This window comes from Thermococcus sp. GR5 (genome assembly GCF_012027535.1).
Lineage (GTDB): Archaea > Methanobacteriota_B > Thermococci > Thermococcales > Thermococcaceae > Thermococcus > Thermococcus onnurineus.
On record NZ_SNUN01000007.1, the window covers coordinates 109,502 to 136,408 of the forward strand.

At 50.4% G+C, this 26,907-nt stretch carries 34 protein-coding genes; 6 read left to right on the forward strand and 28 right to left on the reverse strand.

Going from position 1 to position 26,907, the window contains the following annotated elements; all coding sequences use genetic code 11:
- Positions 1-6 precede the first annotated feature (6 nt).
- From E3E33_RS08135 to E3E33_RS08190, 12 genes are all read right to left on the reverse strand, one after another.
- The gene (locus E3E33_RS08135) at positions 7-894 is read right to left on the reverse strand and encodes an ABC transporter ATP-binding protein (protein ID WP_240912058.1); all 888 of its coding nucleotides are present in this window, start codon (positions 892-894) and stop codon (positions 7-9) included.
- 9 nt (positions 895-903) lie between these two features.
- A complete protein-coding gene (locus tag E3E33_RS08140) occupies positions 904-1,236 on the reverse strand; it encodes a hypothetical protein (protein ID WP_167711501.1) in 333 nt (110 codons plus the stop codon).
- Positions 1,197-1,469: a hypothetical protein gene (locus tag E3E33_RS08145; protein ID WP_167711500.1), complete on the reverse strand. Its 273-nt coding sequence runs from the start codon at positions 1,467-1,469 to the stop codon at positions 1,197-1,199. The genes E3E33_RS08140 and E3E33_RS08145 overlap by 40 nt, the downstream gene beginning before the upstream one ends.
- Positions 1,470-1,665: 196 nt before the next feature.
- Positions 1,666-2,853, reverse strand: a complete 1,188-nt coding sequence (locus tag E3E33_RS11150; RefSeq protein WP_167711499.1) for an MFS transporter — start codon at positions 2,851-2,853, stop codon at positions 1,666-1,668.
- Positions 2,835-3,830, reverse strand: a complete 996-nt coding sequence (locus tag E3E33_RS08155) for a radical SAM/SPASM domain-containing protein (RefSeq protein ID WP_167711498.1) — start codon at positions 3,828-3,830, stop codon at positions 2,835-2,837. The genes E3E33_RS11150 and E3E33_RS08155 overlap by 19 nt, the downstream gene beginning before the upstream one ends.
- A gap of 11 nt (positions 3,831-3,841) precedes the next feature.
- Positions 3,842-4,126, reverse strand: coding sequence for a PqqD family protein (locus E3E33_RS08160; protein ID WP_167711497.1), 285 nt, complete (start codon positions 4,124-4,126; stop codon positions 3,842-3,844).
- Positions 4,127-4,147: 21 nt separating this feature from the next.
- Positions 4,148-5,257: a radical SAM/SPASM domain-containing protein gene (locus E3E33_RS08165; protein WP_167711496.1), complete on the reverse strand. Its 1,110-nt coding sequence runs from the start codon at positions 5,255-5,257 to the stop codon at positions 4,148-4,150.
- Entirely contained in the window at positions 5,254-5,451 is a 198-nt protein-coding gene (locus tag E3E33_RS08170) for a hypothetical protein (protein WP_167711495.1), read from the reverse strand. Before E3E33_RS08170 ends, E3E33_RS08165 begins: the two co-directional genes overlap by 4 nt.
- 223 nt (positions 5,452-5,674) lie before the next feature.
- Positions 5,675-6,172 carry a hypothetical protein gene (locus E3E33_RS08175; RefSeq protein WP_167711494.1) on the reverse strand — a complete coding sequence of 166 codons (498 nt, stop codon included), beginning with the start codon at positions 6,170-6,172 and terminating at the stop codon, positions 5,675-5,677.
- A complete protein-coding gene (locus E3E33_RS08180; RefSeq protein WP_167711493.1) occupies positions 6,172-6,342 on the reverse strand; it encodes a hypothetical protein in 171 nt (56 codons plus the stop codon). The genes E3E33_RS08175 and E3E33_RS08180 overlap by 1 nt, the downstream gene beginning before the upstream one ends.
- A gap of 114 nt (positions 6,343-6,456) precedes the next feature.
- Entirely contained in the window at positions 6,457-7,020 is a 564-nt protein-coding gene (locus tag E3E33_RS08185) for a nicotinamide-nucleotide adenylyltransferase (RefSeq protein ID WP_167711492.1), read from the reverse strand.
- The gene (locus tag E3E33_RS08190; protein WP_167711523.1) at positions 7,021-7,800 is read right to left on the reverse strand and encodes an S-adenosyl-l-methionine hydroxide adenosyltransferase family protein; all 780 of its coding nucleotides are present in this window, start codon (positions 7,798-7,800) and stop codon (positions 7,021-7,023) included.
- 49 nt (positions 7,801-7,849) lie between these two features.
- On the opposite strand from E3E33_RS08190, the gene E3E33_RS08195 reads away from it, so the two are divergent.
- From E3E33_RS08195 to pgsA, 3 genes are read left to right on the forward strand one after another with little or no spacing between them, the layout of a single operon-like run.
- Positions 7,850-9,457, forward strand: coding sequence for a transglutaminase-like domain-containing protein (locus E3E33_RS08195; protein WP_167711491.1), 1,608 nt, complete (start codon positions 7,850-7,852; stop codon positions 9,455-9,457).
- A complete protein-coding gene (locus E3E33_RS08200; protein WP_012572127.1) occupies positions 9,454-9,993 on the forward strand; it encodes a tRNA (cytidine(56)-2'-O)-methyltransferase in 540 nt (179 codons plus the stop codon). The genes E3E33_RS08195 and E3E33_RS08200 overlap by 4 nt, the downstream gene beginning before the upstream one ends.
- A 3-nt stretch (positions 9,994-9,996) precedes the next feature.
- A complete protein-coding gene (gene pgsA / locus E3E33_RS08205; RefSeq protein WP_167711490.1) occupies positions 9,997-10,560 on the forward strand; it encodes an archaetidylinositol phosphate synthase in 564 nt (187 codons plus the stop codon).
- An 83-nt stretch (positions 10,561-10,643) separates the two neighbouring features.
- On the opposite strand, the gene E3E33_RS08210 is transcribed toward pgsA, so the two are convergent.
- Positions 10,644-11,354: a TIGR02253 family HAD-type hydrolase gene (locus tag E3E33_RS08210; protein ID WP_167711522.1), complete on the reverse strand. Its 711-nt coding sequence runs from the start codon at positions 11,352-11,354 to the stop codon at positions 10,644-10,646.
- Positions 11,355-11,512: 158 nt separating this feature from the next.
- Here E3E33_RS08210 and E3E33_RS08215 point away from each other — a divergent pair, with 158 nt between their 5' ends.
- Positions 11,513-11,794, forward strand: coding sequence for a hypothetical protein (locus tag E3E33_RS08215; RefSeq protein ID WP_167711489.1), 282 nt, complete (start codon positions 11,513-11,515; stop codon positions 11,792-11,794).
- Here E3E33_RS08215 and E3E33_RS08220 read toward each other — a convergent pair.
- Both E3E33_RS08220 and E3E33_RS08225 read right to left on the reverse strand, forming a co-directional pair.
- On the reverse strand, positions 11,775-12,344 hold the full coding sequence (locus E3E33_RS08220; RefSeq protein WP_012572131.1) for an ASCH domain-containing protein: 570 nt from the start codon (positions 12,342-12,344) through the stop codon (positions 11,775-11,777). The genes E3E33_RS08215 and E3E33_RS08220 overlap by 20 nt on opposite strands.
- Positions 12,345-12,347: 3 nt before the next feature.
- The gene (locus E3E33_RS08225; protein ID WP_012572132.1) at positions 12,348-12,683 is read right to left on the reverse strand and encodes an ASCH domain-containing protein; all 336 of its coding nucleotides are present in this window, start codon (positions 12,681-12,683) and stop codon (positions 12,348-12,350) included.
- A gap of 93 nt (positions 12,684-12,776) precedes the next feature.
- On the opposite strand from E3E33_RS08225, the gene E3E33_RS08230 reads away from it, so the two are divergent.
- Together E3E33_RS08230 and E3E33_RS08235 are read left to right on the forward strand one after the other, a co-directional pair.
- Positions 12,777-12,944, forward strand: coding sequence for a class III signal peptide-containing protein (locus E3E33_RS08230; RefSeq protein ID WP_012572133.1), 168 nt, complete (start codon positions 12,777-12,779; stop codon positions 12,942-12,944).
- A gap of 9 nt (positions 12,945-12,953) precedes the next feature.
- Positions 12,954-14,084 (forward strand): A24 family peptidase C-terminal domain-containing protein, encoded by a 1,131-nt coding sequence (locus E3E33_RS08235; protein ID WP_167711488.1) that lies wholly within the window; start codon positions 12,954-12,956, stop codon positions 14,082-14,084.
- Positions 14,085-14,263: 179 nt separating this feature from the next.
- Here E3E33_RS08235 and E3E33_RS08240 read toward each other — a convergent pair whose 3' ends face one another.
- From E3E33_RS08240 to E3E33_RS08300, 13 genes are read right to left on the reverse strand one after another with little or no spacing between them, the layout of a single operon-like run.
- Positions 14,264-14,887 (reverse strand): HAD-IB family phosphatase, encoded by a 624-nt coding sequence (locus E3E33_RS08240; protein WP_167711487.1) that lies wholly within the window; start codon positions 14,885-14,887, stop codon positions 14,264-14,266.
- A gap of 38 nt (positions 14,888-14,925) precedes the next feature.
- Entirely contained in the window at positions 14,926-15,588 is a 663-nt protein-coding gene (locus tag E3E33_RS08245; RefSeq protein WP_012572136.1) for a protein-L-isoaspartate(D-aspartate) O-methyltransferase, read from the reverse strand.
- Positions 15,589-15,637: 49 nt separating this feature from the next.
- A complete protein-coding gene (locus E3E33_RS08250) occupies positions 15,638-17,572 on the reverse strand; it encodes a hypothetical protein (protein ID WP_167711485.1) in 1,935 nt (644 codons plus the stop codon).
- A complete protein-coding gene (flaJ, locus tag E3E33_RS08255) occupies positions 17,569-19,299 on the reverse strand; it encodes an archaellar assembly protein FlaJ (protein WP_167711484.1) in 1,731 nt (576 codons plus the stop codon). The genes E3E33_RS08250 and flaJ overlap by 4 nt, the downstream gene beginning before the upstream one ends.
- Before the next feature lie 13 nt (positions 19,300-19,312).
- Positions 19,313-20,953, reverse strand: coding sequence for a type II/IV secretion system ATPase subunit (locus E3E33_RS08260; RefSeq protein ID WP_012572139.1), 1,641 nt, complete (start codon positions 20,951-20,953; stop codon positions 19,313-19,315).
- Between the two features lies 1 nt (position 20,954).
- Positions 20,955-21,653 carry an ATPase domain-containing protein gene (locus E3E33_RS08265; protein WP_167711483.1) on the reverse strand — a complete coding sequence of 233 codons (699 nt, stop codon included), beginning with the start codon at positions 21,651-21,653 and terminating at the stop codon, positions 20,955-20,957.
- A gap of 55 nt (positions 21,654-21,708) precedes the next feature.
- Positions 21,709-22,188, reverse strand: a complete 480-nt coding sequence (locus E3E33_RS08270; RefSeq protein ID WP_167711482.1) for a flagellar protein G — start codon at positions 22,186-22,188, stop codon at positions 21,709-21,711.
- Positions 22,188-22,664 (reverse strand): flagellar protein, encoded by a 477-nt coding sequence (locus E3E33_RS08275; RefSeq protein ID WP_167711481.1) that lies wholly within the window; start codon positions 22,662-22,664, stop codon positions 22,188-22,190. Before E3E33_RS08275 ends, E3E33_RS08270 begins: the two co-directional genes overlap by 1 nt.
- Before the next feature lie 32 nt (positions 22,665-22,696).
- Positions 22,697-24,028, reverse strand: coding sequence for a FlaD/FlaE family flagellar protein (locus tag E3E33_RS08280; RefSeq protein ID WP_167711480.1), 1,332 nt, complete (start codon positions 24,026-24,028; stop codon positions 22,697-22,699).
- Positions 24,029-24,031: 3 nt separating this feature from the next.
- Entirely contained in the window at positions 24,032-24,508 is a 477-nt protein-coding gene (locus E3E33_RS08285) for a flagella accessory protein C (RefSeq protein ID WP_012572144.1), read from the reverse strand.
- Positions 24,509-24,521: 13 nt separating this feature from the next.
- Positions 24,522-25,319, reverse strand: a complete 798-nt coding sequence (locus E3E33_RS08290; protein ID WP_167711479.1) for a flagellin — start codon at positions 25,317-25,319, stop codon at positions 24,522-24,524.
- Between the two features lie 10 nt (positions 25,320-25,329).
- On the reverse strand, positions 25,330-25,995 hold the full coding sequence (locus tag E3E33_RS08295) for a flagellin (protein WP_012572146.1): 666 nt from the start codon (positions 25,993-25,995) through the stop codon (positions 25,330-25,332).
- A 54-nt stretch (positions 25,996-26,049) separates the two neighbouring features.
- Positions 26,050-26,790 (reverse strand): flagellin, encoded by a 741-nt coding sequence (locus E3E33_RS08300; protein WP_012572147.1) that lies wholly within the window; start codon positions 26,788-26,790, stop codon positions 26,050-26,052.
- Positions 26,791-26,907 lie beyond the last annotated feature (117 nt).

Genomic DNA, 26,907 nt, shown 5'->3' on the forward strand with positions numbered 1-26,907 from the left:
TTTACATCACCCCCTGTGGAGCATCGCGTAAACCTCCTCAAGACTCGGTTCCCTCCTTTTGATCTCTTCAACCTTCAGACCGGCTCCCACGAGGAGGGCGTTGATTTCCGGAGACTCGGCGTCCTCCAGCACTATGTACTCACCGGCCACTTTAGGAGAATAACCGCTCTTCCGGAGCACCTCCATACCCCTCTCAACCTCCGCCACCTTCACGAGGACGGCCTCCTCAGTCGGTGCGCTCCTCCTGAACTCCTCCAGGCTTCCGGAGAAGAGCACCCGGCCTTCCCGGATTACAGTGAGGGTGTCGCAGACCTCATCAACGTCGCCGAGGATGTGCGTCGAGAATAGCACTGCCGCCCGATTTTCCCCCGCGTACTCCCGCAGGAATCGCTTGAATTTAAGCCTCCACTCCGGGTCGAGGCCCCTCGTGGGCTCGTCGAGGATTAGAACCTCCGGGCGTCCGAGGAAGGCCCGCGCTATCGCGACCCTCCTCTGCGTCCCGCTGGAGAGCGAGGAGACCTTCTTATCGGCATACTCCACAAGCTCAAAGAACTCCAGCAGTTCTCTAAGCTCTTTCTCATCGTAAACTCCCTTCAGCAGGGCGTAGCGCCTGAGGTTGTCGCGGACGGTGAGGTTAGGATAGAGAAGGTCGTACTCGGGGAGGTAGCCGATTCTCGCCCTCACTTCCGGGTTCTTAAGAGGATTCATACCGAGAACCTCTACCCTGCCGGAGTCTGGGACGAGAAGACCGAGAATCAGGCGGAAGGTCGTAGTCTTGCCGGCCCCGTTGTGGCCGAGATAGGCGTGGACTTCGCCGGGCTTCACAGTCAGGCTTATCCCGCGGAGGACTTCCTTTCCTTTTATGCTTTTCCTCACGTTTTCGAGCTCTATCATGCGACCACCTCAGACGAGCACCATTTTCTCAGCGAGTCTCTTGCCGAGGGAGCGGATAATCAGAAACGAGGCTATCAGTGCTCCCGCCGACAGCAGAAGGGAAATCATCAGCGCGGTTTTAAGTGAGAGGCCAATTCCAAGGTACTTGGGAATGTACATGGGTGCAATAAAAGCCGTGAAGAAAATGATGAGCTTCGCTATGTCGAGGTACTTTGACTGGAAGAGAAGCGTTATAAGTATTATGAAGAACGTGAAGCTGAAGAGTGCAGGGACTGAGATTAGAATCCCGAGAAGCACCGTTGTCAATGATATTGGAGTGCCACGTAGAGGGCGATAAACCATCCCGCAACACTCCCCAGTACAATTCCCGCGATTCCAATAATGAAGCTCGCGAGGGTTCTCATGAAGATAAACTTAACCGGGTCGAATGGGAGGATGAGGAGCACCTCGTGGATTCCCAGGAGCTTCTCTCTGACAACCGGGCCACCGAGGAAAAGGGAAATCAGGACGGCAATGGGGAAGCTCGACGTTCCGACGATTGCATCGCTCGGAAGGGGAGTCCAGCTCGTGAACATGTAAATAACCGCTACCACAAAGGGAATCCCGATAAGATAGAACCCGATTTGCTTCGCGGTATATTTTATTTCCTCAGGAAGTTGAGTCCATGTTAATCCCATTTCCTCGCCTCCAGAGCTTTTTCCCATACTGGGCAGGAATCTGGAGTGATATTAATGGATCCAACTACCGAACGACACATAGTGCATGCTCCTTTTAAGAAATGTTTGAAATGTAAAATAACATTATTGCAGAGACTATTGGCACTGTTAGAACAAGGAATCCGAACCGAATATCATAACTTGCTGCTATTAATCCTGAGAAACTACTTCCAGCTGCTGCGACGATTGAAGCCAAGGAACTGTTTAGGGATAGCACTGAACTTCTGGCTTCATCTGGGATAATTTCATTGAGCCAGATACTAAATGCAGGGCCGTATGTACCAAACCCGACATTGTATATAAAAACGCAGAGAATCGCAAACATGAATGACTGAGAAAGTGCAAAACCAATATACGCTGCAAGTATCAATGATTGGCTAAGAATGCTGACTTTAAAACTGGTGCTCTTCTTTAATAAAAGTCCTGCTAGGAAATTTCCAAAAAGTGAGCCAAAAATTCCGATTGTATACAGAATCCCAAGCATTCTGGCAGGTATATCAAGCTCATCAGTAAAAAGTAATTGCCAAGAGTAGATATAATAAATTAATGCGAGAGACAATATTGCATCACCAAGGAGTAAATAGCGGAGGTTTTTCTTATAAATTGAGACCCTGAGAGCATTTTTCATAATATTATAGAAAGATGTATTCTCCCCATTATTCCTGTGATTTTCCTCCATTACAACTAAGCCAGAACCTACTGCTACAAACATAATTATCCCACCCATGAGGAAAGGATATGCTATATCAAATGACACCAGTTGGTATGCAAGTAATCCTGCCAAGACTCCACAAACAGTCCTGCTTGCATTAATCAATCCGAATATGCTTTTAGCTTCTTCTGTTAATCCATGCTTTTTAAGAGAAGAATAGTACCAAGCAATTAAAGAGCCACTCATAAATGCAGACCCCAGTGCCAACAAAATTTCGGAAATTGCAAATAATCCAAATTTCGTCGACGTACCATATAAAACTAACCCACATCCATACATTCCAACACCTGAGAGATAAGTCTTCTTTCTTCCCCATTTATCTGCGATGGCACCAGTGGGGAAGTCGAATATTGAAAGGCAAACGAAATAAATTGTTAAGAGCAATCCAATTTGCTCTTTGGAGATCGTTCTTGATGCTAAGAATGCTATATAAATGGGGTCAATTATGCTTTTACCGAGTGATACTATAGTTACTAAAAACAATGTTATCTTAGAGTATCTTGAGAGGTTTGCTAAATCTCTAATGGGCACAGCGGATCACCACCTAAGATGTTTCCTGAATAAATTAAGGCCCTTGCTCTACAACCCCCACATACATACTTATATATACATTTACCACATTTCCCGACTAGTTGATCTCTTTTCTTAGCAATACCAGTATTTGCAATTTCTTCAATATTTTGGATAGTGGCATTTCCCACATTCCTGTTCAAAAAAGGACAGGGCCTGATATTTCCATAGACATCTATATAGACTTGGAATACTCCAGCGGTACATCCATTAAGGACGTTTTTTGGTGGTTCTTGTCCGTTGAGATAGACCAAAGTGTACAAAACCGGATCAACTATCCTTATCGCTGGCTTGTTCTTGTTTTGTTTTATAAACAATTTTAACTGATGTGCCACATTAACTAATTCGTCTTTGTTTAGGAGGATATCCTTATTGTTCTCCGCTTTTCCCGCGGGTAAAACTGGACGTATCCTTATAGTCGTTATATTTAGAGTACTAAGGAAATCTAACAGTTCATGAATGGTATGGAAATTCTTTTTATGAATAGTGACATTAATGCCAACCTCAAAATCCCTCTGCACGAGCTTTTTCACAGACTCTAGTGTTTTGCTGAATGCTCCTTTTTTATTTCGGTACCAATCATGAATCTCTTGAAACCCATCAATACTAGTGCCTATGCAAACTTCCCCATATCGTTTATATTTCTCCAGTTTGTTTAACATTTTATCATTCAATAATGTAGCATTTGTCATAATGCCTACTTGCTCTATATCATTCTCAAAACTAATATCCAAAAATTGAAACAAATCTGGATGTAAAAGTGGTTCGCCACCACTTAATGTTAAATACGGAATATCAATCTTCACAAGATTCTCAATAATTCTCCTAAATAGAGTAGGACTCATAAAATCTGGAGATGTTGTAGGTACCCTACAATGCCTGCATTGGAGATTGCATGCGGTTGTTATTTCTATTTCGGGAAAGAGATATGCTTCCATTTAACACCCCCCTATTCTTTGAATTCAATGTATCCCCTCTTCGCCAGTAAGTATAAGAATCCACAAACATCTTCTTTCACTTTTTCGATATGTGAACAATTAAAATCCCGTACAACTAGTTTCCATATATCTTCTACAGTTTTCTCCCCATCACATAATTGAAATATGTACTTCCCAGTAGTGTTCAATACGTGCTTTTTGCCGGTTTTAGGGTTAAACAATTTCATTTTCCCCTCTTCTTTAATCGCTATGATCCCCTCCACCACTTTGGGCTTTTTATTATATATCCTCTCCAAAATACACACCCCCTAGCCGTTTTAAAGTTGTACTGGTCTCATACAATATGGATCCGAAGCCATTGGATCACCAGTTAGGCAAAAGGTTCTTCCTCTGCATCCACCGCAAATACTCTTTAATGTGCATTCTCCGCATTTCCCATGTAATTCTCTTTTTCTTAGTGAGTTGAGTAATGGATGTTCCTCCCATAGTCTAGATATTGTAGTCTCTTTTATGGATCCCAAGTTGTATGGGAAGTATGCACAGGGCCTGACAGAGCCATCAGAACTTATATACAGGGATGAAATACCTGCTGTACATCCGGCAGTAATTTTTATACCTTTAGATAGTATCTTGGTTTTAAATGCACTGATGAGTTCTTTGTCAAATCTCACCCACAGTGGGTCTGCAAATTCTATCTCAATGTTTCTTTTTTCTTTTTCTTCAACTAATTTCTTTAAAATAGTAAACCATTCGTCTGTACTCAAGAAGATGTCTTTACTCGTGGTTGCTCTCCCAATTGGGTTCGGAGTTCTAACTTTGAACACATTTGCTCCCATGTTTTCTGCCATATTTAAATAATCAAAAACATATCTTATATTCCCTTTAGTTACTGTAAAGTTTACTGTTGTTATTATCCCATGTTTGATACAAATTTCAAGAGATTTAATAGCTTTGTTGTATGCGCCTCGCACACCACAGAAACTATCATGATATCCCTCTGGACCGTAAATGCTTACAGCGACTCTAAGAAGTTCCGGATTTTCTACACCATTTATTAAGGCCTGTAAAGTGTTGTGAAGATATCCATTAGTGGTTACATGCGCTTCGCTACCATTAGAGACTATGTAATTCACAAGTTCGATAATCTTTGGATAAAGCAGTGGTTCTCCTCCTGCAAGAACTATTGTTGGAACATCTAGATCTATTAGTTCATCAATAGTTCTAATTAGCAAATTGTAGTCAAATTCACTATACTCTTTTTTAATGTCTCTGGCATTAGCACGACAATGGCGACACATAAAATTACATCTATTTGTTAGGTCTATTTCTACAATATCAAGTGATGGAATGTCTTTTTGCATAGCATCTCCCCCTGTACTCACAAATTGATTTTCCAAAAAATCAATAAAAAGTGTTAAGAGAATCAACTAATTCCCCCTGACCTCCAGTGGGCCTCTGGAGCACATATAGGTCCAAGTCTGTTAGGTTCCCTTGTTATTGTGGGTGGTACATATTCGTCCATAAAGGTACTGCTCTTCCAATGGGATTCTGGGGCACAAATAGGTCCAATTCTGTCGAGATCTCTACTAATAGTTGGAGGGATATACTTTCTCTCTTTCATGCATCATCACCTCCTTTTTTGCCATTGTTGCCTCAGCATACTTGTTTAAGTTGTATTTAGTACTTAAGTTTTTCTTAAACTAATACAATACAAAGTTAATATATTTTTAAATATTTTTAAAAAAAGTAACTCCAAAAAATCCCATTTCAGAAATACTGAAAACGTAAAACTTCACAACCCCCAATAGTTCTCCCGATTTTAGGGTTATCAAACATCGAAAGCGTCACACCAGCACCATTCTCTCCACGAGGCGGTCGCCCAGAGACCTTACGATTAAGATAGAAATGATGGAAATCCCCGCCGAGAGGATTAGAGACATGACCAGAGCGAGATTCAAAGATAGAACATTTCCGAAGTATCGCGGGACGTAGAGGGGAACGATGAACGCCACGAAACCCACGGCAACCTTCACGGCGTTGAACCACGCGGACTGGAAGAGGAGCGTTGTTAGAATCACGAAGAAAGTGAAGGTGAAGAGCAGGGGCATTGAAATCAGCAGTCCGGAGAGCATGATGGTCAACGGAATGTGGACTCCGCTGTGCCAGGCGAGGAGCAGTCCGACGAAGCTTCCCAGGAGGATTCCCGTCACTTCAATGACGAATCCGGCAAGCGTTTTGAGAATAAGGAGGCGCGTGGGAGGGAACGGAAGCGAGAGGAGGAGTTCGTGAATGCCCAGGAGCTTCTCCCGGAAAACCGCCCCGCTGAAGAAGAGCGGGAACATTATGGCGAGTGAGATGCTGGGAGGCCGACGATTGTCCCGCTCGAAACGGGAAGCAAGCTGGACAGCCAGTAGATTGTCGCCGTTACCCAGGGGATGGAAATCAGGTTAAGCCCTATGTGCTTCGCGGTGTACTTTACTTCTTCGCGGATCTGGGCGAACGTTAAAGTCATCGTCCCACCGACCCAAAAAGATGTCCTGAATTTCACGTTTGCCAATCGTGTTTTGTCTGGGAAGAGTTAAAAGATTAACTCAACCGGTCGATAAAACAGAGATATGAGAACCGGTCAGAACTCCGGAATCCTTATCGGCGCCTGGAGCTCCTTCTCCGAGCTTTCGAGGTTTGTGGCGAGCATCTTTATCCTTTCAACACCCTTGATTTCCTTTATGAACTCGGCAACGCTCTTCGGCACGAGCTCCTCCCAGGATTCTCCTTCCACCATACGCTTCCTTATTTCGGTTGCCGAGAGGATGTCCTTCCTGAACATGGGTTGTACTATGACCTCGTATCCCCGCTCACGGAAGAGCTGAGCGACAAGAGAGTTTCCAGTGAAGACGACGTCAAATCTTGGAACCATGCTCTGGACGTAGGTTGACCAGATGGCGTTGAAGTTGATGTCTGGTAGCGGAATCAGGTAGTAGCGCTTCTCCAGACCTGCCTCGTCCAGAGCCCTTATGAGCATCTCCATCCTTTCGCTCGTCGTGAAGGGGTTCTTGAGCGTGTGGCTGGCCTGAGCGCTGCCGATGCCTATTATTACCTCGTCCACCTGCGAGAAAACAAACTCAAGGGCCTTTATGTGCCCGTTGTGAACCGGCTGGAAACGGCCGACGAAGAGGCCGCGCTTGACCATTCAATCACCTCCAATCAACTTCACTCTCACCTCATCCCCAACCTTGAGCCCGAGCCTTTCAGCAGCAGAACCCTGGTTGACGGCTATCTCGAGGTAGTCGTGACTTCCGGGCAAAGCCAGAAGCTCACCGGGCTTTACCAGGCCATAGGTTTCGAGGTAAGGAATGGTTAACCCAAAGTCGATGAGCTCAACGGCCTTTGGCCTTCTGTAGTCCTCAAGGTTGAGTATGACGTTCCCGAAGTCGTCTATGTAGATTACCTTGAGCTTCCAGATTTCGCCTTCTTTTTTGGGCTCGACCTCAAGCCTAATTAAGCTTTCCAAGGGAATCTCCCGGCCGAGCTCTTCTGGAGAATGCCCAGCATCCAGCAGGGCTCCAGCAGGCCCAAAGATGTCCCTTCCATGGAAGGTCGAGCTTATCCTCCAGCCAGTAAAGCGCTTTATCTTCTCAAAGTCTATTTCGTAGACTGCTTTAGGTTTTATGTGCTTCATGGGGAATGTTGCCAATCCATTATCGGGGACAACCAGAAACTGCTCGCCCTCTATAATGATAGCCCTCCTGCTCGTCCCGACACCAGGATCAATCACTCCAACGTGGACGGTGCCTTTAGGCGAATACTTGACAACCTGCTCCATGACAAAGGAGCCTTCTATAATTGAGTGCCTCGTTACTGAGTGGGTTACGTCAACGAGCACTGCCCCTGGGTTAACCCTGAGCATTGCCACCTTCATCTCGCCGACGTAGGGCCCCTTCAAACCGAAATCTGTCGTCAGCGTTATCACTGCCACCACCCAAACTTTATTAACGTCAGTGCTTAAGAGACTTTGGAAGATGGTTATGAGGAAAGGCCCCGTGGTGATTCTCCTGGTCCTCCTGGTGCTGGTTTCAGGCTGCCTCTTCAAGCCACCGGCCGAGGTCAGATTCTCGGTTGACAAGACCCTGGTAAGGCCTGGTGGAACGCTCCATGTGATGGTCTTCGTAAACAACACCGGAAAAGTCGGCCTAACGGGAGCAACCCTTGTCCTGGGTGATGACAACTTCCAGATACTCCAAGAGCCGAAGTTTCCCGATGTCCTGAGGGTTGGAGACAGCGTTCAGCTCGTCTGGATTCTGAGGGCACCCATGAAGCCGGGCGTTTACAACCTCAAACTCTCCTTAGAGCTGACCGATGAACTCAAACGCTCTTGGACAGGCTTCTATGGACAGTTCAGGATAACAGTCTCGAACGAGGCCGGTCCTCCTGACGAGCTCAAACTCAACGTGGAAGCCCCAACAACTCTGAAAGGAGGGGAAACGGCCAGGATAACCGTCACAATCGAGAACACCCTCGAGGTTCCAGTTGAGCTCCGCGATATAAGCTTCAACCTCCTCGACGGGATGAGGCTCGTCAGCGCCAATGCCCTTCCCGACACAATAGATGGCAATGGGAAGATTAGACTGAGCTATACCGTCAGCGTGCCCTACGCATACAGGGACGGCTACGTCTCGGTAATACTCAAGTATGCAATCAGCGGAGCAGAGGGCAGCGTGGTGAAGAGTGTGCCCCTTAAAGTAGTGTGGACGCCCTGGAACGAGAGCAACGAGACCCTGAGAGAGGCATATGGACTCAAATACCACTGGATAACCGACGAGTACATAGTTGACGGCTACTGGGCAGAGCGCTACAACTCAACGCCGGCTTTCAAGGGAAGCGAGCTGAGGGACATGGTCCTCAATATTATCGGAAACGCTGAGTCAGAGTCCCATGCAGTGAAAGCCATCTACAACTGGATGATGAGGACGTACTCATTCGGAGACACAACCTCAACCCTCGAGCCGTCCAAGATACTCCAGCAGGATAGGATAAGCTACGCTGAGGCACAGATACTTATGACTGCCATGCTGCGCTCCGTTGATGTCCCTGCCAGGGTTATAACTCTCTCCAACGGCACGGACTGCACGCTGAGACCGATGACAGAGTTCTACACCGCCGACGGCTGGTACGTAGTTGATATCAGGCACGGCTTCGTGGGTTCTCTCGATGAGTACCTGGCGAGTCCCTACTTCCCCAAGCTCTATCAGCTTGTGACGCGTGACGGTTATCGTATAGTCGCTCAAGCCCCAGAGACGCTCGAGGGCCATGAGCATGTGGACGTTACAGGGGATTTCTTGGCCAATCTGGAGGACAGGCTTCTCAGGATTGTCACAGAGAGACTCAAACCAGAGCTTCGTTCCAAGCTAATGCTCGTGATGAGCAACCTCGACGAGAACGAGAGGCTTTACGCCCTCTTCCTCTTCGCCTCGGCTCCAAATGAGGAGGACCTCAACAGAATCATCGCGGAGTACCGCACGAGCAAGATAGAGCAAGACGTAAAAACCATGTACGAGTTCTACAAGAACATGGCCTGGGGAGACGACTTCACAAAGTACTGGAGAATATTCGCGGGGGAGGTCGGATGATAGTAGTACTTCGCCTTGGACACAGACCGGAGAGAGATAAAAGGATAACCACGCACGTGGCCTTAACGGCTAGAGCCTTCGGGGCAGATAAAATAATAATCGCGGCTGAGCTCGACGAGCACGTTAAGGATAGCGTAGAGGACGTCGTTGAGAGGTGGGGCGGACCCTTTGAGATAGAATTCAACCCGAGCTGGAAAAAAGTGATGCGCGAGTGGAAAGAGATGGGCGGAATAATGGTCCATCTGACCATGTACGGTATTCACATCGATGATGCCGTCCCGAAGATTAAGGAAGAACTGAAATCGGGAAGAGACATTATGGTGATCGTCGGCGCCGAGAAGGTGCCAAAAGAAGTTTACGAAATGGCCGACTACAACGTGGCCGTAGGAAACCAGCCCCACAGCGAGGTGGCTGCTTTAGCAGTCTTCCTCGACAGACTTCTCAATGGTGCTGGCCTGAGGAAGGAGTTCCAGAACGCAAGGCTCAAGATAATACCTCAGGAGAAGGGCAAGAAAGTGGTAGAGCTGGGGGAGTAAGGCATGGTGCTCAACAGGTACCGGGCCAACGTCAAAGGCTTCCTTGAGGCCATCGTAAGGCCGCTCGCAAAAGCTGGGGTTACACCGAATCAGATAACCTTCGTTGGGCTTTTGATAAGTTTAATCGGCGCCTACTTCTTCTACCGCGGCGAGCAGGTTATAGCCGCCCTCGTCCTTCTCTTTGGTTCTCTCATTGATGCACTCGACGGAACCCTAGCCAGAATGACGGGCAAGGCGAGCAAGTTTGGAGCATTCCTAGATTCAACCTTTGACAGGATAAGCGATGGGGCCGTGCTCTTCGGAATAGCCCTCGGAAACCTTGTTGACTGGAGGATAGCTTTCATCGCCTTCATGGGGAGCTATCTCGTCAGCTACGAGCGCTGCAGGGCCGAGCTTGCCGGCTCCGGAACTTTGGCGGTGGGAATAGCGGAGAGGGCAGAAAGACTCCTCATACTTATAATCACCGCCCTGTTCGGATACGTGGAGTACGGCGTCTACGCCGTCGCCGTTCTGGCGTGGATAACAGTTCTCCAGAGGATGTGGGAGGCCTACAAGAGATTGAAGTGAAAAGAAGGGGAATGACGAGAATTTCGCTAGCTGAGACGCGCTTCGCGCTGGATGATGAGCCCTGCCGTTGCCGACCCCCTTTCTCATTTCTCGAGCATGCCTCTGGCTATCTCGACGACCTCCCCAAGCTTTGAGACGACAAAATCGCAGTTCTCCCAGAGCTCACGCTTTGTCCCACTCGGGTCGAGCAGGACGCTAATCATGCCGACGTTTTTCGCCCCGACGCAGTCCTTTGCAGGGTTATCGCCGACGTAAATGGCCTCCTCAGCTTTAACTCCCGCCTTCTCCAGGGCAAGCTGGAAGGGCCTAGGATTAGGCTTGTAGTAGCCAGCGTCCTCGCTGGTCGTTATGCTGTCGAAGAGCCCGTAGATGCCGAGAGCCTTAAGGTGAGCCTCGATGTAGTCGTTGTCGGAGTCGGTTATAATGCCAACATGGAGGCCAAGGTCTTTCAGGACCTTAATCGTTTCAACGGCATCGTCGAAGAGTTTTCCGTATTTTTCGTGCATGGCGATGCTTATCTCCCAGAAATCCTCGGGAACGGAGAAGCCGTAGCGCTCGGCAACCTTCCGCATGGCCTCAGTGTCGACGTCCCTTATCTTAACGTAGGGCTTTCCGGCGAGCTCCTTGAAGAGAGCCGAGCTTTCAGCCTCGTACTCCCCCCAGACTTTAACGACGTCCAAATCTTCCCTGCCGGCCCTTCTGAGAACATCCCCAACGATGCGTTGGTGGGTTACGTTTTCCCCCTCCTTTGTTATAAGCGTGCCGACGAAATCGAAGAAGACCGCTCTGAGCATCTTTACCACCGCAGGAATTTAGAAAGGGACGTTAAAACCGTTCCCTTGGCACAACGACAACTTTTAATCGAAAAGTTTTCACGAACTTGCCTCGATGACAGAAAAACTTTGGAAAGGCTTTTATCAATGGGTAGAGCACAAAGGGGAAAGGGAAGGGGGTGAGCAAAATCGAAGCAATACTCCTCGTCTGGGGTGTCCGGGACGAGGTTTTAGAGAAGCTCCCCGTCGAAGGTTACTGGCTCTACGGGGAGTACGACTTCATAGCGAAAGTGGAGTTCATGAGCGAGAAGGAAGCCGAGGAGTTTGAGAGGAAGCTTAGAAGGCTTATTCACGGAGGAACCTTCAAGCTCATTCCGGTAAAGCTCTCCGCCGTCAAGAACAGTGAAGGAGAAGGAGTTAAAGTGAGCATGTTCGAGAGCGTCAGAGCTTCGGCCCCATGAGGCCCCTTTTTTTCAGCTCTTCGTAGGCCCTCCTCAACGCGTCTCTTATCAGATAGCGCTTGTTCAAACCTCCAAGTCTGTAGGCAGCTTTCCTTAGACTGCCCGCCTGAAGGAAGAGCTCAATGAGCTTTCTGTCCCCCTCAGGAAGGTCAAGATGCTTCAGGGCCATCTCGGCTATCTCAATCGGCAGGTTCCCCTCGTAGGCGTAGTCAGATGAGGTAACCGGCTTATCAAAGCGCTCAACGATGCGGAATACTATCACGTGGGCCTTTGAATCATCGTTCACGTACCTGTAGTGCTCCTTCAAAGCTTTAATCAGCTCCTCCCTGCTTGAAAATCCGTCGAGAAAAGCGTCCTCATCTGTGAGCTCCCCAACTGTCTTGCTTTCGACCCTCTCGATTACGGCCTTTGCTATAGCGTAGCCACCTGAGTGGATGAGCACTTCGTCGCCGGACTGGAGGTTTGGTCTTCTGCCCAACCTCACTGTGGCTCTTTTCTTGCCCTTGAGGATTAAATCGGCGTATTTGCCGTCGAACTCGAGGTGCTTCATGACTCACCCCTCGCCGATCAGCTTGAACCTTATGGCTATTACCCCATACCGGTTCTCCTTCCACTTGGGGTACATGTTGTGGAACCTCTTAAGGGCCCTTTCAAAGCTCGGCTCATCAGGGAATATCTTCTTAATCTGCTCCTCGCGGAGAACCTGTCTGAACGTCTCGTAGCGCTTCACCCCCGTAACAACGGCAGGAACTTCGTTGTTGAAGAGTATCTTGTCACCCGGTTTTATGTTCCTCAGCTGGGGATATGCCACCCTAACCTCTATTCTCTTCTCTCCGGACTTGATGTAGTCGAGGTATTCGTCTCTCACGCGAAGTCTGTAAACCTTCATTTTCACCACGCTTCCATTTTTCGCTCCGCTTAAAAGCTTAGCCGATGGAAACTTTTAAATCCTTTAGCGCCGCAGATAGTTTAGGTGTGAGAGATGATAAGAAAAGCCCAGAGCGCGATTGAGTACCTTTTCATGCTGGCCGCTGTGCTCGTGCTCGTAGTCATGGCGGCTAGAGTCGTGCTCAACGGAACGAAGAACCTCAACGAGGCGATATCTAATTACACCACTCAGGTCAGAAAGCAGATTCTCGAAGACCTTTGAGGTGGGATTATGGACTACGTTCCACTCATTCTGGGGCTGGTTATGGGAGTAGCTACCTCGTACACTGACATGAAGACCGGCTTTATCGACGACATCCATGTCCTTCCGATAGCTGGTCTGGGTATAGTTTATCACCTCTACAGAGGTTTCTTCGTTGAGCACAACACCATGCTTGCGCTCTCAGGGCTTATCGGTTTCTTCATCGGGCTTGTCCTGGGCCTTGTTCTATACTTCCTCGGCGCTTGGGCGAGCGGGGACGTGGTAATACTAGCGGGTTTCTCCGCCCTGCTGCCATATCCCCCATCAACGGCCTCCCTAATCCCGCCATATGCCTTGAACTATCCGCTCTACCCCATCTCCATACTCCTCAACAGCATCATCGCGATATTCCCCTTCATATTCCTCTACTCTCTGGGAGTGCTGATTGTCAGGAAAAAGTTCGCCGAGCTGAAGGAGATACTCACCAGTGGAGCAAGGCTCACAGTTGAAGTGGCACTCTGGATAACCGCGGCGCTGGGATTGCAGATAGTCCTCTACGAGACTATTGGAATAGCGCTTGGCGGCATCCTCTGGTGGCTGACAACCGTTGTCATCATAATTCTCCTCGGAAAGGCAGGGAAAATCGGAGACGTACTCGGGTTCATCGTCCTCGGCTACCTCATCTACCTCGACCCAGAAAGGGTTCTCTGGATCTTCGTCAGACTGCTCACCACGATATACCTCTTTAAGGTGTTCCTCTCGACCGTAAAGTTCATGCGCACCGAGGTTCTTATGGAGGAGATTCCAGTTGAGGAGCTGGAGGAGTGGGATATCTTAGGCGAGACTATATTCGAGAAGGACGGAATGATTGGAAGGGACAGAACGGATCCATTCACGCGCATGAAGACTGCCATCTTGACAGCCAACCTCGAACTGCTCAAACCTAACTACGGCAGGGTCATAGCATCTCCCACTGCAGAGGGGCTGAAGAAGGAGCAGATTGAGGAGCTCAAGCGCCTTGTTGAGGAGGGGAAACTCGAAAACAGCTTTTTAAGGAAAAAGGCCATGCCATTTGCCCCCGCACTCTTCATTGGCTTCCTGATAGCATACTTCTGGGGCGACATCTTCTGGTGGATACAGCTCAAAATAGCCGGGCTTTAGTAATGCTTTTTAACTCCTCGCCGAACTCTCTATCGGCCCGGCTGCCCGCCCTCTCCGCTGAGGAGTGAAGCGGGGGTTCCGGTCGGGCCGACAGGGGGATGACGAGCTTTTGCTTTGCTGAAGCCGCGCTGCGTCGTGATGACCACGCCCTTCACCGACCCCGGGAAAAGCATAGAAAATCAGCCAAGGAGTTCCTTGATGATCTCCATGACCTCATGCAGACTCTCGACGTTGTGGTCTCCCTCGACTCCCTCGTGCGGGTTTATGGCGATGCTGACATCCGCAACGCTGAACATGCTGAGGTCATTGTAGCCGTCGCCGACTGCTACCGTCAGCTCAGGATCGAGCTCCTTCTTGAGGTTCTCCAGAATTTTTCCCTTGCTCTGGAAATCCACAGCAGGATTTACCTCCCCAGTAATAACCCCGTTCTCGTCAAAAATCAGCTCGTTGGCAAAGACGTAGTCAACGCCAAGCTCGCTGGCTATCCTCCTTGCAAGGCACATCAGCCCGCTGCTTAGTATTGCTATTTTGAAATTATTCTTCCTCAGAAATTCAATGAGCTCCCATGCACCATCCATGTACTCCACGGAGTTAGCCCACTCCATTATCTCCTCTTTTGTATGGCCCTTCCAAAGCAAAGTGTCGAGTTCAGCCCATGTTGCGTAATCAAACTCCCCAGCGAAGAAGCGCTCAGCATACTCCTTACCCTTATCCCAGGTTCCAAACTTCTTGTGAAGCTCTACCCAGCTTGAGACGGATTTGACCAGCGTTCCCTCAAGGTCAAAGGCAATCAGTCTCACCATGATACCACCAGAGGAAAAACTCATCACGACTTAAAAGCCTACTCCTTCCAGCCATGCTCCCCGATGAGGGGCACAAAGGCAACTCCCCCGTGCCGCTTGACCTTCACGCTTCCGTCCTTAAGCTTTATTACCTCGTACAACTCCTGCCAAAGGTGGTAGCTCCCGACGGGGATTATGAGCTTCCCTCCAGGCTTGAGCTGTTCAACGAGAGGTTCTGGAACATTTGGTGCTCCAGCAGCGACCAGTATCCTGTCGTAGGGCGCTTTAGGTGGGAAACCTTTGGTGCCATCGCCGATGATGACGTGAACCCTATCGGCATAGCCAGCTTTTTCAAGGTTTTTCCTCGCGAACTCGACAAGCTCCGGAATCCTCTCGACGGTATAGACATCGGTCTTAACAAGCTCCGCTGCTAAAGCCGCGTTCCAGCCGCTTCCGGTACCTATATCAAGAACGTTCATACCTTCCTCAAGTTCGGCAAGCTCGAGCATTATCGCGACCATGTGGGGGGCGCTTATCGTCTGACCGCCGGGAATGGGAAGCGGTTCGTCAACGTGCGCCCACTTTTTATGCTCAGGAAGAACGAAGAGATACCTCGGGACCTTCAGAAAAGCCTGCCTGACCTTTTCGCTCCGGATTATGCCTTCCCTCTTAAGTTTCTCCACCGTATGATACCAAAGAACATCAGCATCCTCCATCAACATCACCGGAGAGAAAATATGAGAAAGGGCGTATCAACCTTGCCCCTCCTCTTCAGACTTTCTTGGCTTGGTACCAAGCAAGGGCTATGATGACAAGGGCACCCAGGACAAAGCCCAAGACACCCCACATAGCCTTTGCAGACGTCGGGGTGTAAGGAACGGTCTGAACGTTGGTAACAGTAGTCTCAAAAGTCTGGGTTTCCGTCGTGGTGTACGTCTCTGTTACAGTCACAGTGCCATTGGAAGGAACTGCAGTGGTTTCGATTACAGTAGCTGTGGTCTCGTTTCCCTGGGAAACAGTTACATCGAGATTAAGAACTGTTGAGTCCATGATCCCAAATGGGGTCTCAATCCGAAGGATGAATTCCTTTGTCCCCTCGGTGTACGGGATTGCCTTCAAGCTGAGGGTAACGTTCTCGCCTGAAAGGAGGGAGAGGGGGGCGATCATAATGTCTCCCCTAGAAGAGAACGCATCATCTAGCCCAACGGCAACACCCTGAGGCAGAGCTACTGTGAGGTTTGCAGGAACCGAAACGTCCCCCGTGTTGGTAACTGTAACCATAATTAGGGCAGGGTGGTATATAGGAACCTGGTTGGGGGCCTCAACGCTCAGCTCATACGAAATGTTGGACGGTTCGATACTAACCTGGAGGTCATTTGAGCGGAAATTCAGAACTGTGTATCCCCCACAAGCCAATTCGGAAGGGGCAACTGCTTCAGCCTCAACGTGTCCCAGGGTGAGGCTGCCGGAGCGATGGGAGAGAAGTTTGACCTCAAAGGTCTTTTTCTCACTGGGTCTGATCCTCTGAAGGAACAATTCTTCCCCCGGTAGTATCTCGACGTCACCCTCTGGGACAAATTTCAGGGAAACGTTTGAGAGATCCACGGTACCAGTGTTCTGAACTGTCACCATTGCAGTCATGGGGACGTACTGCTTGCCGCCATCAGAGGAGACGCTTATCAACAGGTTCGCAACCTTGTCCACGCTAGGTATCTTGGTCTCATCCACCATGGCAAAGAAAGTCGCGGTTCCGTTGCTGGCTATACTCTCAAGGCCCACGGCGGCGCCACCATAATAGAGGAGAGCTGAGATCGGATCTGCCGAAAGCTTGGCACTTCTTAGTACTTCACCACATGAGTTGCGGAGTGACACAGTGGCGCCACCGAAGTAATAGTCGTAGCTGATTATGTAGGGCCCGACTTTCTGGGTCTGACCTGGGGAAAGCATGAATGTCAAATCAGGAACCGTTTCAACGTCAATAGAGGCACCGATGAAGTTAACCACGACCTTCACATAATCAACACCCACGAGTTCCTCAACTTTAACGTGGAAGACCCCTACATTAGCCTCTTTTCCAACCTCAATGGGGTATGTATTGTTTTTATAGGTGAAAAAAACAGTCTCAATGAATCCACCGGTTGTGTTCTTAACGGTGGCGTTTGAGAACGTTAGGATATGGCCATAAGCACTGACGTCCTGACCCCGCTTCAGGTATCCCTCAAAAATCTTGGGGTACGCAGACACCTTAACGCGGATATCTCCAAAGGTGAAGTCAGAGGATGTGAACTCCTTCGACTCGTTGCCTTTACTCACCCTCAGCTTTGCTCCCGAGCTGTCTACGGACAGTACTGAGATCGTGTAGTCTCCAAAGGTGACGTTCTGGCCCGGGAAAACATGGGAGAAGTTAACTTTGATGAGCACAAGCGACTCACTGTTTGCAAGGACACGGAAATACGTGAGCCTAGTCTGGCCAAAGGTGAGACTCTCCCCAAGTTTAACAATGAAAGTATTTGACGTGCTACCATTCAGCAGAACCACCATCAGCGAACCGTCATCAAAGGAGACGTCCCTCAGCTCTATGATGGTGTCCTCGAGAGTTATAACACCGGGAACACTCATCCAGCCTGTGAAGGAGGAAGCACCTACTCTCCCTATCAGTGGAAAAAGGAGGATCATCACCGCAGCAATAGCCATAAACTTCCTCACGGTATCACCCCCAAGAGGTGAAAGGCGATCTGGGCAGTTTCCCCCCCAGAGCTTATCCCCATCATCCTCGCCATAAGGGTCTGGCCGAGGTACATTCCCACGGCAAATATCCATGAAAGTATTACAAAGTACCTCACAGTACCGAGGATGTGACCCCCGTCGGCCAGCTTAATGACCAAGCCCGAGAGGAGAGAGTGGAGCACCATCATAACGAGCATCAAGTACACGAGGAACCTCATTCCTGAAGGTGAGATGACATGGATTATATCGCCTATGTACTCCGTTGGTACCTCCATCTGAGAAAACATCTGGCTTATCGAGACCGCCACCTGAAAGGAGGCCGCCAGTGCGAAGGCAAAGGCGCCTGTGAGACCGTAGATTATACCTACAAAGCTCGCTATGCTCTGCTGCCTCTTTCTCCTTAGACGAACGAGCCTCTCAAAGTTCCTGCTTATGATCAGACCAACGTAGTCGGGCTCGGCACCCATCCGGAGGCTCTCACGGAATATCTCGGAGAAAATTCCGATGAGCCAGCTTCCAGTCCCCGCTATGAAGAAGTCCCATGCTCTGTCCCTGTCCACGCGGACGGCAAGGCGTCTGTAGAGAGCCCGGATATCCTGTGTAAGGGAACCAAAGTCGTGGGCGCTGAGGTACTTAAGGACGAGGACAAGGGAAGCACCGCTTGCAGCGAGGGATGAACCCATGCTCCTAATAAAGGCTGGGAAGTTCTCATCTTTCCTGAATATTGACCCTTCTTCCCTATTGACGACGTGGCCCAGGTAGAAAAACGGAGTTAACACTCCAGCGAGGATGAAGGGTTCAGGAATCGAGTAGCGCGGCCTTAGAACCGCCAAGTAAAGAAGAGCCACAATGATACTGCCGAAAACAGAATAAATCGCCGCCATTTTTATCCTCTTCCGGCGCGGGTCTTCTATTCCCCTGCGGTCTGCCCATATTGGGTCTTCAGGCATTCTAAACTTAACGACGAGGAGTATACCGACCTCAGCCGCAAGGATCATCGTGACCGCGTAGAGTCCCATGGTAGCAATATCCATGCCGGTGATTATCGGGCCGATGATGACAAAAGAGGCTATAAACACAACCGAGATGATTATGGATTCATATATCTCCTTAAAGATGTCAAGGTCGTAAAGCGCGCCCTCATAAAAGGTTTGATAGTCGTCCATAACCGTCTGCTGCTCCTGAAAGAGGTAATCCTTCAAGTCAACACCACTGTCAAGGGAATAGGCTAGTCTGTCAAGGAAGTCAGCGAACATCGTGCTCGGAGTTCTCCTCGCAAGGAAACGGAAGGCTTCAGGCATAGAGAGGTGGAGCCTGTTGACTATTGTGTGAACCTTTTTCAGCTCGTCCGCTATGGCGCCGAGCTTGGGGTCGTGGGAGAGTACCGCGATGAGGTCAGCACGGGCCATCTCACTCGTAGATAGAACCGCGAAGTAGGTGATGAAGTACGGCATTTTTGAGTTTATTGATATCCTCTTTGAATCGGCCACGATGTAAGGATAAGCAGCAGCGTAAACGAGGAGGACAACTGGTATTAGGAACATGAGAACCTTAAGGGCAGTGGGCATGTAGAGGAAGGTCGTTATAACTCCAACAGCGAGAAAAATGGCTGCCGAGATGGCCATGTAGGGTAGGAGCACTTTCCTTAGGTATGTCCCCATGTCAAGGTCTGCCTTGGTGAAGATGCTGATCTTCCCGTCACTCATAACCCTCACCTCGTCAGATTCTAAAGCTCAGTCCCTCAATACCGCGCTGGTAGAATGCCTTGATCTCCCTGTAGACGTCCCAGTAGTTTGTTATACCCAGTTCGACCATCCTCTGAAGGATCTTTGCACGTAGGAATAGCTCATTGTAAATCTCCTTTGGGTCCTCGTAGCCCGCTATTTCGGCTATCTTCCTCTCTAAGATGTAAGAGTTGTTGAAACCACGGAAGATGTGCCTGTCTGATACTGGATCCCACTCGAAGACGTTCCTTGTGGCCACACCACCGAGCTCCTCGTAGTAACCCTCGATCTCGACGACGTTGATGGTCCTCCTAAGGAACTTACCCTTGACATAAACCGCCTGCTGGAAGACTGCTATGTTAAGGTTGTCAATGAATGTTATCGGGACGTTAATCGGATGCCCAGTGAAACGCTGTATCATCTTCTTAATGTCACCCGCGTGGAAGGTGCTCATGACAGGATGGCCTGTCTGCATGGCCTGGAACGCGATGGCACCCTCAGCGCCACGGATCTCACCGACGATTATGTAGTTCGGCCTTGAACGGAGTGCCGCCTTTAGGAGGTCAAAGAGCGTAACCCTGCTTTCCTCAGGACCGCGCTCACGGGTTATAAGGCGCTGCCACACCGGATGCGGAACCTGAACCTCCGGCGTATCCTCGGCAGTGTATATCTTTGAGCCAGGTTTGATGAAGGGAATAATCGAGTTCAAAAGCGTAGTCTTACCGGAAGCTGTTTCACCACAGACAAAGACACTCATACCGTATTCGAGGGCTATCCAAAGGTAGGCGGCAACCTCGGCGCTCAGCGTTCCCCAGGCTATCAGCTGGACAATGCTTATCGGAGTTGCCGAGAACTTACGGATGGTTGCGCTTGGGCCCTTGATGGATATGTCCGGTGAGTAGATTATGTTGATACGGGAACCGTCTGGGAGAGCACCGTCAACGATGGGCGTTCTATCACTTACAGGCCTTCCGATGCGCTCAGATATGTTCTTGAAGTAGTCGGCTAGCTTGACGTCGTCGCCGAAGGTTATGTTGGTCTGCATCATCTCGAATATTTTATGAACAAGAGAGACATTGTTGGCACCGATGATATGGATGTCCTCAATATAGGGGTCCCTAGCTATCGGCTCGAGGGGGCCAATTCCGATGATATCGCGCTTGATGAGGTAGCGGAACTTCTCCATCTCGTCCTTGGTGATCGTGAAGCGCTGTCCTCTGCTGAAGAGGCCGCCCTTGCTCGACTTGATGAGGGCCAACACCGCCTCGTCGAAGAGGGCATCAAGAAAGCGCTCGAACTCCTCCTGCTCCTCAGGTATCTCCCTCGATGGGGCCAGCTCCAGTATCTTGTCGCGGATCATGCTGTACTTTTGCTCCTCTTCCCTGCTTTCGATACGGGGCTCTATGACGATGTACTTCTTTTCGGCGGTGGCAGGGTCGCCGTAGATGTGGATGAATATCGGATCACCGACGGGGTAGAGTATGTTGGGGTAGAGGATTTCCTTCATGTCCCTGCTGAGCTGGGCGTGAAACTCAGGCAACTTACCGTACTTACGCCTGAACTGGTCAACATACTTTCTGAGATGCGGGTTCCTCGCCATCGCCTCCTCAAAGGTGTCGCTGAACGCCTGTGCCATATCACACCACCGCCGCAATTTCTACTATCAGTCCAACCTTCGGCTCCACGCGGAACGGGATAATCTTCTGGAACATGCCCTTGGCATTGTTGTACTTGACTATAGTTGCCGAGTTTTTGAGATCACCACCGAAGACCTTAACGCTGAGCCTTATCAGCATGGTGGAGGCTTCCTCAAGGACGAAAAGGGAATCCCTGTCTACTTCCTCGGTATTGGCGGTGAGTATTATCACCTTGCCGAGGGAGGCCATCTTCTTGACGTAGAGGAGGAAGTCGCGGACAGCGCTTGGGTCCTGCTCGCGGGAGAAGAGGGAGGAGAATGAATCAATGATCATGATGTCCGGCTCCCAGAGGCGGGGCTCCCCGAAGATTCTGCTAAAGAACTTTCTCTTCTCACTCACACCAGTGAGTAGTGGGTAAAGAGAGACGAACATGAGCTTCTTCCTGATTAGAAAGGGGATTATACCATAACCGAGGGACTCCATCTGCTTTATGTACTCAACGGTAGTGTACTGACTTGAGATGTAACTGGCGGTGTAGCCGTTCATGAGAAAGCCATAGAGAAGGCGCTGAACAAATATGGACTTACCGCTACCCCTGTCACCCTCGACGAGCATGATGGTGCCCGCGGGAATGCCCCCGCCGAGACGCCTGTGGAGCTCATCGCCCTTAAGCTCAATCTTGAGGAGTTCCTCGACCAAGATGACCACCACCGTCTCGCGTTATTTTACCCGAGGATGATAAAGGCCGCCGACGTCATGGGGCCTTGAAGACCAGGCTGCGCCTCTTGCCGTTTTCAAGGACCACCATGATGGTGTAGTACTGTCCAGATGTAAGGGGACTACCTTTGGTGACTTTTATCACGCCGACCTCGTAGGGGCCGAGAGTAGTTATTGTGTTCCCAGAGACATCGGTGAAAGTGAGGTTCGCAGGGGGCACCATATCCCCGTCAATAAACACCTGAACTGCATCGGCAGTGAATGGAAAGGGTTCCTTCCCTATGTTCTTGATGTAAAACGTATACATGTAGGGCCCAGTTCCACTTACTGGTATGTTGTTCGGGTCATTTATGATGGAGAAGTCGGTCCTGAGCTGATCTGCCAGCATTGCCCCTCTGTCGTTCATGCCGTGGGCTATGTCGTTGGTGATATAAGCTAATCCGCCGGCGACGCTGCCGGCAACGATCACAGCCACAATGAACATAATCAGCTCGCTCGCTGGCCCTCCTGCGGCCATCAGCTCACCTCCATTGGACACTGGGTCGAGTAGCCATTCACAATATAGGCCAATTTGGCTGAGTCATAATAATACTCAACCAGCAGCATACATCCGTTGTCAAATCCAAACGTGGCATAGTTAATGGCACCGCTGGTATCAGCCCTCCCAGTGACCGTAATGGTGTAATAATTGTTTGGTATCAGATAGCCAAGATTAACGGACGACACGTAGGTTCCATTATGAAGTACAACAACGGTTCCACTAATGGTCTGACCCAAATACTTGAAAGACACGCTCACATCAGAGGAACCGGACGCAGTAATGCTCACATCACCAACATCGAAATGAACCTGAGAAAGCCTGAGCTCGTACCAGTCCTCGCGGGCGGCCTGGACGTTGGAGTAGCTGTTTTCCCACGCGGTGTAAAGGGTGCTGGCGGCTATTAAAAAAGAAATAAAGATTATGGCCGTACTCGCTGATACGCTGAATCCCATAGGCCGCCCCCCTCTCCCCGAAGTTCTGCACCTCAGATACCGTAAAACTCGTCGAGGGTCTTTTCGAGCATCTTGATTTCGCGCTCAAGCTTGTCTAGGACGTTCCTGTTTATCTTGAGTCCTCTGAGCCTCTCGAGGAAGAGCAAGCTTATGAGGTGATCCTGGACGGTGAGCTTCTCGGCCGGCTTCCACTCGGGGTCCCTGTGGTGCGGCCTGGTACCCTTGGCATAGCGCAGGAGCTGGTTGAGCACTTCCTCACTTATCCAGCCTATCTCATAGTAGAACTCAAGCACTCTCTCAAGGTTCTGGATACCAACCCTGTCGATGAGGAATCCGAGCCACTTAAGGGCTATCATGGTGGAAACGATGTCCTCGGGGAGCTTTTCAAGGCGTGCCTTCTTTGGCTCCTCCTCAAAGAGCAGGCTTGCGATGTCCTCCGGGATCTGGATCTTCTCGGCCATCTCAACACCACCTTCCTCCCTTTTGATTTCCTCAGGTTTAACCTCATGAGCGGGAACCTCTTCAATCGAAACTTCCTCGGCTACCTCGGGGACGGCCTCAACTTCCCCAACAATTCCTTCCTGCGGAGCCTCTTCGGGAAGTTCCTCCACGTTTCCAATCTCTTCCGGAAGCACCTCGACTTCTTCCACCCCTGGGACTTCCTCAGTCTCTTCAACTTCCTCAGGGGCAGTCTCTTCAGTGGGAGCCTCTACCTCCTCAACGCCCCCTATTTCTTCCACCGGGGCTTCCTCTGCTGCAGCTTGGGCCTCGGCAACCGCCTGTTCGGCGGCCGCAAGCTCCTCCTCACTGATTTCTTCGCCGGCCTCTATCTTGGCCTGAAGCTCCTCCAGCTTCTCCTGGGCTTCTTCAAGTTTCTCGGCTGCCGTCTGAACCTCGACCTTCTCGGCAATCTCATCGACCTTTCTGTGGAGCTCCTCGAGCTTTTCGGTGAGTTCCTCAGGAACTTCCTCTTTCTCCTCCCCTTCGAGGAGTTCCTCAAGCTTCCCGATCTTCTCGTGGACTTCGTCGACTTTCTGGGAGACCTTCTCAGCCTTCTTCTCTTGAACATCGAACTTCGCAGATTCGAGAGTCTCAACGAGCCTGCTCAACTGAAGGCTCAGATCGGTGAGCCTCTTGCCTAGTTCATCAACGCGTTTGCTGAGCTGTTCGTACTTTGTGGCCTGGCTTCCATAGGTGTCAAGGACTTTCTGGATTATCTTCTCAAGCTGGTCGTAAGTGAGGTTGTCCTTGCGTGCTATGAGCTTCTCGCGGAGGTCGTTGATGACGACTGTTGGAACCTTGCCCTTGAGCTCCGCGAGCTTGGCGTTGATGTCAGCCTCTGTAACGAGCCTGCTAATCTCCACGCGTCACACCTCCGCAAGCACCTCGTAGATTATCGAATCGAGGTCAACCCCATATCCCGCAAGCACCTTGATGTCGTTTTTTATCTGGGCGATCTCAAGCTTTAGGTCTTCCAGTTCTTTCCTGAGATCCTGTATCTCATTGGTGAGCGGGTTCTCCTGTCCCATCTGGTCCTTAAATGGATTTATCTCCTGGCTGATAACCTCATAGAGCATCATGACGTCCTTAATGGTCTTGTCAAGCCTGTCGATGTCGTCGCGGAGTTCCTGCATCTGCTTCTTTATCGTGTCTATGCTTATCTTTATCCTTGGGATGTCGTTCTCGATCTCATTGATGCGCTCCATGAGTTGTCTTATCTGCTCGTTTTCCTCCCTGTGTTCGACACGCTCTTCTAGTTCCTCTTCAAAGATGGGTTCCTCCGGAGGGGTGGCCTCTTCCTTTGGCTTCTTCTTGAACAAAGACGAGAGGAAGTCCAGCGCCATGGAAGCCACCCCCTCATTGCAGCTCCATCAGGTTGTCCGTGTAGGTGCTTGGAGTGGTAAAGTCTATAACCCCACCTGCACCGTTCTCGGGTATGACCTTACCGGTGACCTTGGTGCTTGGACCAAGGCCGTAGCCGGTAGTCGGGTCACCATCATCGTCAAACGGTATCGTCCAGAGGGCTATTGCTGCTATGTCACCCCAGCTGAGGGTCGGGTGCGCTGGGCTTCCGCTGAGGCTCTGGTCGCCGTCGCTGACGACGATGATACCAAAGAGTATCCTTTGGCCATTACCGTCTGCATTCGTATTGTAGTAGTACAGGTTCTTCCAGAGGATTGATATGTCGCTGGCCGTGGTTGGGGTATATGTGCTGACGTCAACAGCACCTGTTGCTGGGTCCTCACCAACATCGGCGAACACGTTGCTCACGTCACCGGAGTAAATGAAGTAGTCTGTCTGAAGGTCTGGATCCTCGTTCGGATCGTAATACCTGTAGACGGCCATCCTCTTGCCGTCGCTGAGGACAACCCTGACGTGGGCAAGGTCTATGCCGCCAGAACCGGCGTTGGGGGAGACATAGAGCACCATCCTAGTTATCTTACCGCTCCCGGCTGGGTCGGCAGGGGTGTAGCCGTAGACGTTCATCACCTTGATGCCGCTCGCTACCTCCTGGGTCGTTTGCCTGCCGGTGGCCATCGCCTTCTGCTGGAGGTAGCCAGAAGTGCTTATGAGCACACCAGCGGCAACGGCAGCCACCAGCACCATTGCGATGAACACGATGAGCGTCCCAATACCAATGGCACCGCGCCTCATGGCAATCACCTCACTGGAGCACCATCACATTGTAGTTGTACGTCGCGGGGGTGGTGAAGTCTATAACTCCCGCGGCGCCGACTTCGGGTATGACCTTACCAACCATCTTGGTCGCTGGACCTATTCCCTTCTCCCCGTTCTCGGCGCTGAACACAGTGGTCTTTACGAGGAGCGCCACCAGGTCACCCCACTCGAGGTTCGGGTGGTTGGCGTCCATCTCACTGGCGCCGTCGTGGATGACAACTATTGCGAAGTTGGTGTCTGAAAAGCTGGAGTTGTCCCATATCTTGCTGCTTATCTCCGTGCCGTTGAAGAGATCGTCCACGACACCCTTATAGAGTATCCCACTGTAGTTGTAGACGACGAGCTTTATTCCGTCGCTAAGGACTATCTTGACGTTGCTCAGATCGATGCCCTCGCTGCCGGAGTTGGGGGCGATGAACACTGCCATCCTGCTTATGGTACCCTTGCTCGGCGGGGTAGCGTTGGTGTAGCCGTATATGTTGAGGACTTTGATGCCGCTGGCGACCTCCTGAGTGGTCTGCCTTCCAGCGGCTTGAGCTTTCTGCTCTAGGTAGCCCGCTGTGCCTATGATTACCCCTGCCGCTACTGCCGCCACCAGCACCATTGCGATGAAGACGATAAGCGTGCCAATGCCTATTGCTCCCCTACGCATAGCACCACCTCCTGAAAATTTTCAAAAAACGAAAGATAGAGAGAAGCGGTGGAGTCACTGGAGCTCCATGACGCTCTGGGTGTAGGTTGATGGAGTGGTGAATTCAATGACGCCTGGAGCGCCGAACTCCGGAATGACCTGGCCGGTGATCTTGGTGTTGGGGGCAATACCATCAACATTCTGCTCGTCGTAAATGCCATCCCCGTCGTTGTCAAAGACTGCTCCAGTCCTGACGGCAAGGACAACTAGGTCGCCCTTGCTGAGGGTTGGGTAATTCATCTGGACGCTACCGTCATCGTCCTGGAGAACTATGATGCCAAAGGTGGTTGGGGCTAGGGCAGTCCAGTCAAACGTGTAAGTGGTTCCGAAGGAGTTAGCGAATATATTGCTAACGGGGTCGTTGGTGTAGGTGTTGACATCCTGAGTACCATCATCGTTAGTGTCCGGGTCGGCCCACTCAAGGGTGGCCTCCTTGTTGCCGTCACTGAGGACTATCTTAACCTTCCTAAGGTCTATGCCGTCACTGCCCGCGTTCGGGCTGACGTAAATGGCAAGCCTCATCATGTTGTCATAGACACCAGTAGTAATCTCAGGAGCGTATCCAACGACGCTGGTGACCTTTATTCCGCTCGCAACTTCCTGGGTGGTCTGCCTTCCGGTGGCCTGGCTCTTCTGCTGGAGGTAGCCGCTGGTGTTAATGAGCACTGCGGCAGCGACCGCCGCGACAAGCACCATAGCGATGAACACTATCAGGGTACCAATTCCGACAGCACCCCTCTTCTTTTTACCGAACATTCACACCACCTCCTCACGAAAATATTGGAAAGGGCATCACTGGAGCTCGATAATCTCGTCCGTGTAGCTGGTCGGAGTGGTGAACTCGATGACGCCTGGAGCACCGAACTCCGGAAC

Bases quoted from the DNA above. Each gene is read 5' to 3' on its own strand.
- E3E33_RS08135 (WP_240912058.1), bottom strand. From the start codon at position 894: ATGATAGAGCTCGAAAACGTGAGGAAAAGCATAAAAGGAAAGGAAGTC.
- E3E33_RS08140 (WP_167711501.1), bottom strand. From the start codon at position 1,236: ATGGTTTATCGCCCTCTACGTGGCACTCCAATATCATTGACAACGGTG.
- E3E33_RS08145 (WP_167711500.1), bottom strand. From the start codon at position 1,469: ATGTTCACGAGCTGGACTCCCCTTCCGAGCGATGCAATCGTCGGAACG.
- E3E33_RS08155 (WP_167711498.1), bottom strand. From the start codon at position 3,830: ATGGAAGCATATCTCTTTCCCGAAATAGAAATAACAACCGCATGCAAT.
- E3E33_RS08170 (WP_167711495.1), bottom strand. From the start codon at position 5,451: ATGAAAGAGAGAAAGTATATCCCTCCAACTATTAGTAGAGATCTCGAC.
- E3E33_RS08175 (WP_167711494.1), bottom strand. From the start codon at position 6,172: ATGTTCCCGCTCTTCTTCAGCGGGGCGGTTTTCCGGGAGAAGCTCCTG.
- E3E33_RS08180 (WP_167711493.1), bottom strand. From the start codon at position 6,342: ATGACTTTAACGTTCGCCCAGATCCGCGAAGAAGTAAAGTACACCGCG.
- E3E33_RS08185 (WP_167711492.1), bottom strand. From the start codon at position 7,020: ATGGTCAAGCGCGGCCTCTTCGTCGGCCGTTTCCAGCCGGTTCACAAC.
- E3E33_RS08195 (WP_167711491.1), top strand. From the start codon at position 7,850: ATGGTTATGAGGAAAGGCCCCGTGGTGATTCTCCTGGTCCTCCTGGTG.
- E3E33_RS08200 (WP_012572127.1), top strand. From the start codon at position 9,454: ATGATAGTAGTACTTCGCCTTGGACACAGACCGGAGAGAGATAAAAGG.
- pgsA (WP_167711490.1), top strand. From the start codon at position 9,997: ATGGTGCTCAACAGGTACCGGGCCAACGTCAAAGGCTTCCTTGAGGCC.
- E3E33_RS08210 (WP_167711522.1), bottom strand. From the start codon at position 11,354: ATGCTCAGAGCGGTCTTCTTCGATTTCGTCGGCACGCTTATAACAAAG.
- E3E33_RS08220 (WP_012572131.1), bottom strand. From the start codon at position 12,344: ATGAAGCACCTCGAGTTCGACGGCAAATACGCCGATTTAATCCTCAAG.
- E3E33_RS08225 (WP_012572132.1), bottom strand. From the start codon at position 12,683: ATGAAGGTTTACAGACTTCGCGTGAGAGACGAATACCTCGACTACATC.
- E3E33_RS08230 (WP_012572133.1), top strand. From the start codon at position 12,777: ATGATAAGAAAAGCCCAGAGCGCGATTGAGTACCTTTTCATGCTGGCC.
- E3E33_RS08235 (WP_167711488.1), top strand. From the start codon at position 12,954: ATGGACTACGTTCCACTCATTCTGGGGCTGGTTATGGGAGTAGCTACC.
- E3E33_RS08240 (WP_167711487.1), bottom strand. From the start codon at position 14,887: ATGGTGAGACTGATTGCCTTTGACCTTGAGGGAACGCTGGTCAAATCC.
- E3E33_RS08245 (WP_012572136.1), bottom strand. From the start codon at position 15,588: ATGTTGATGGAGGATGCTGATGTTCTTTGGTATCATACGGTGGAGAAA.
- flaJ (WP_167711484.1), bottom strand. From the start codon at position 19,299: ATGAGTGACGGGAAGATCAGCATCTTCACCAAGGCAGACCTTGACATG.
- E3E33_RS08260 (WP_012572139.1), bottom strand. From the start codon at position 20,953: ATGGCACAGGCGTTCAGCGACACCTTTGAGGAGGCGATGGCGAGGAAC.
- E3E33_RS08270 (WP_167711482.1), bottom strand. From the start codon at position 22,188: ATGGCCGCAGGAGGGCCAGCGAGCGAGCTGATTATGTTCATTGTGGCT.
- E3E33_RS08275 (WP_167711481.1), bottom strand. From the start codon at position 22,664: ATGGGATTCAGCGTATCAGCGAGTACGGCCATAATCTTTATTTCTTTT.
- E3E33_RS08285 (WP_012572144.1), bottom strand. From the start codon at position 24,508: ATGGCGCTGGACTTCCTCTCGTCTTTGTTCAAGAAGAAGCCAAAGGAA.
- E3E33_RS08290 (WP_167711479.1), bottom strand. From the start codon at position 25,319: ATGAGGCGCGGTGCCATTGGTATTGGGACGCTCATCGTGTTCATCGCA.
- E3E33_RS08295 (WP_012572146.1), bottom strand. From the start codon at position 25,995: ATGCGTAGGGGAGCAATAGGCATTGGCACGCTTATCGTCTTCATCGCA.
- E3E33_RS08300 (WP_012572147.1), bottom strand. From the start codon at position 26,790: ATGTTCGGTAAAAAGAAGAGGGGTGCTGTCGGAATTGGTACCCTGATA.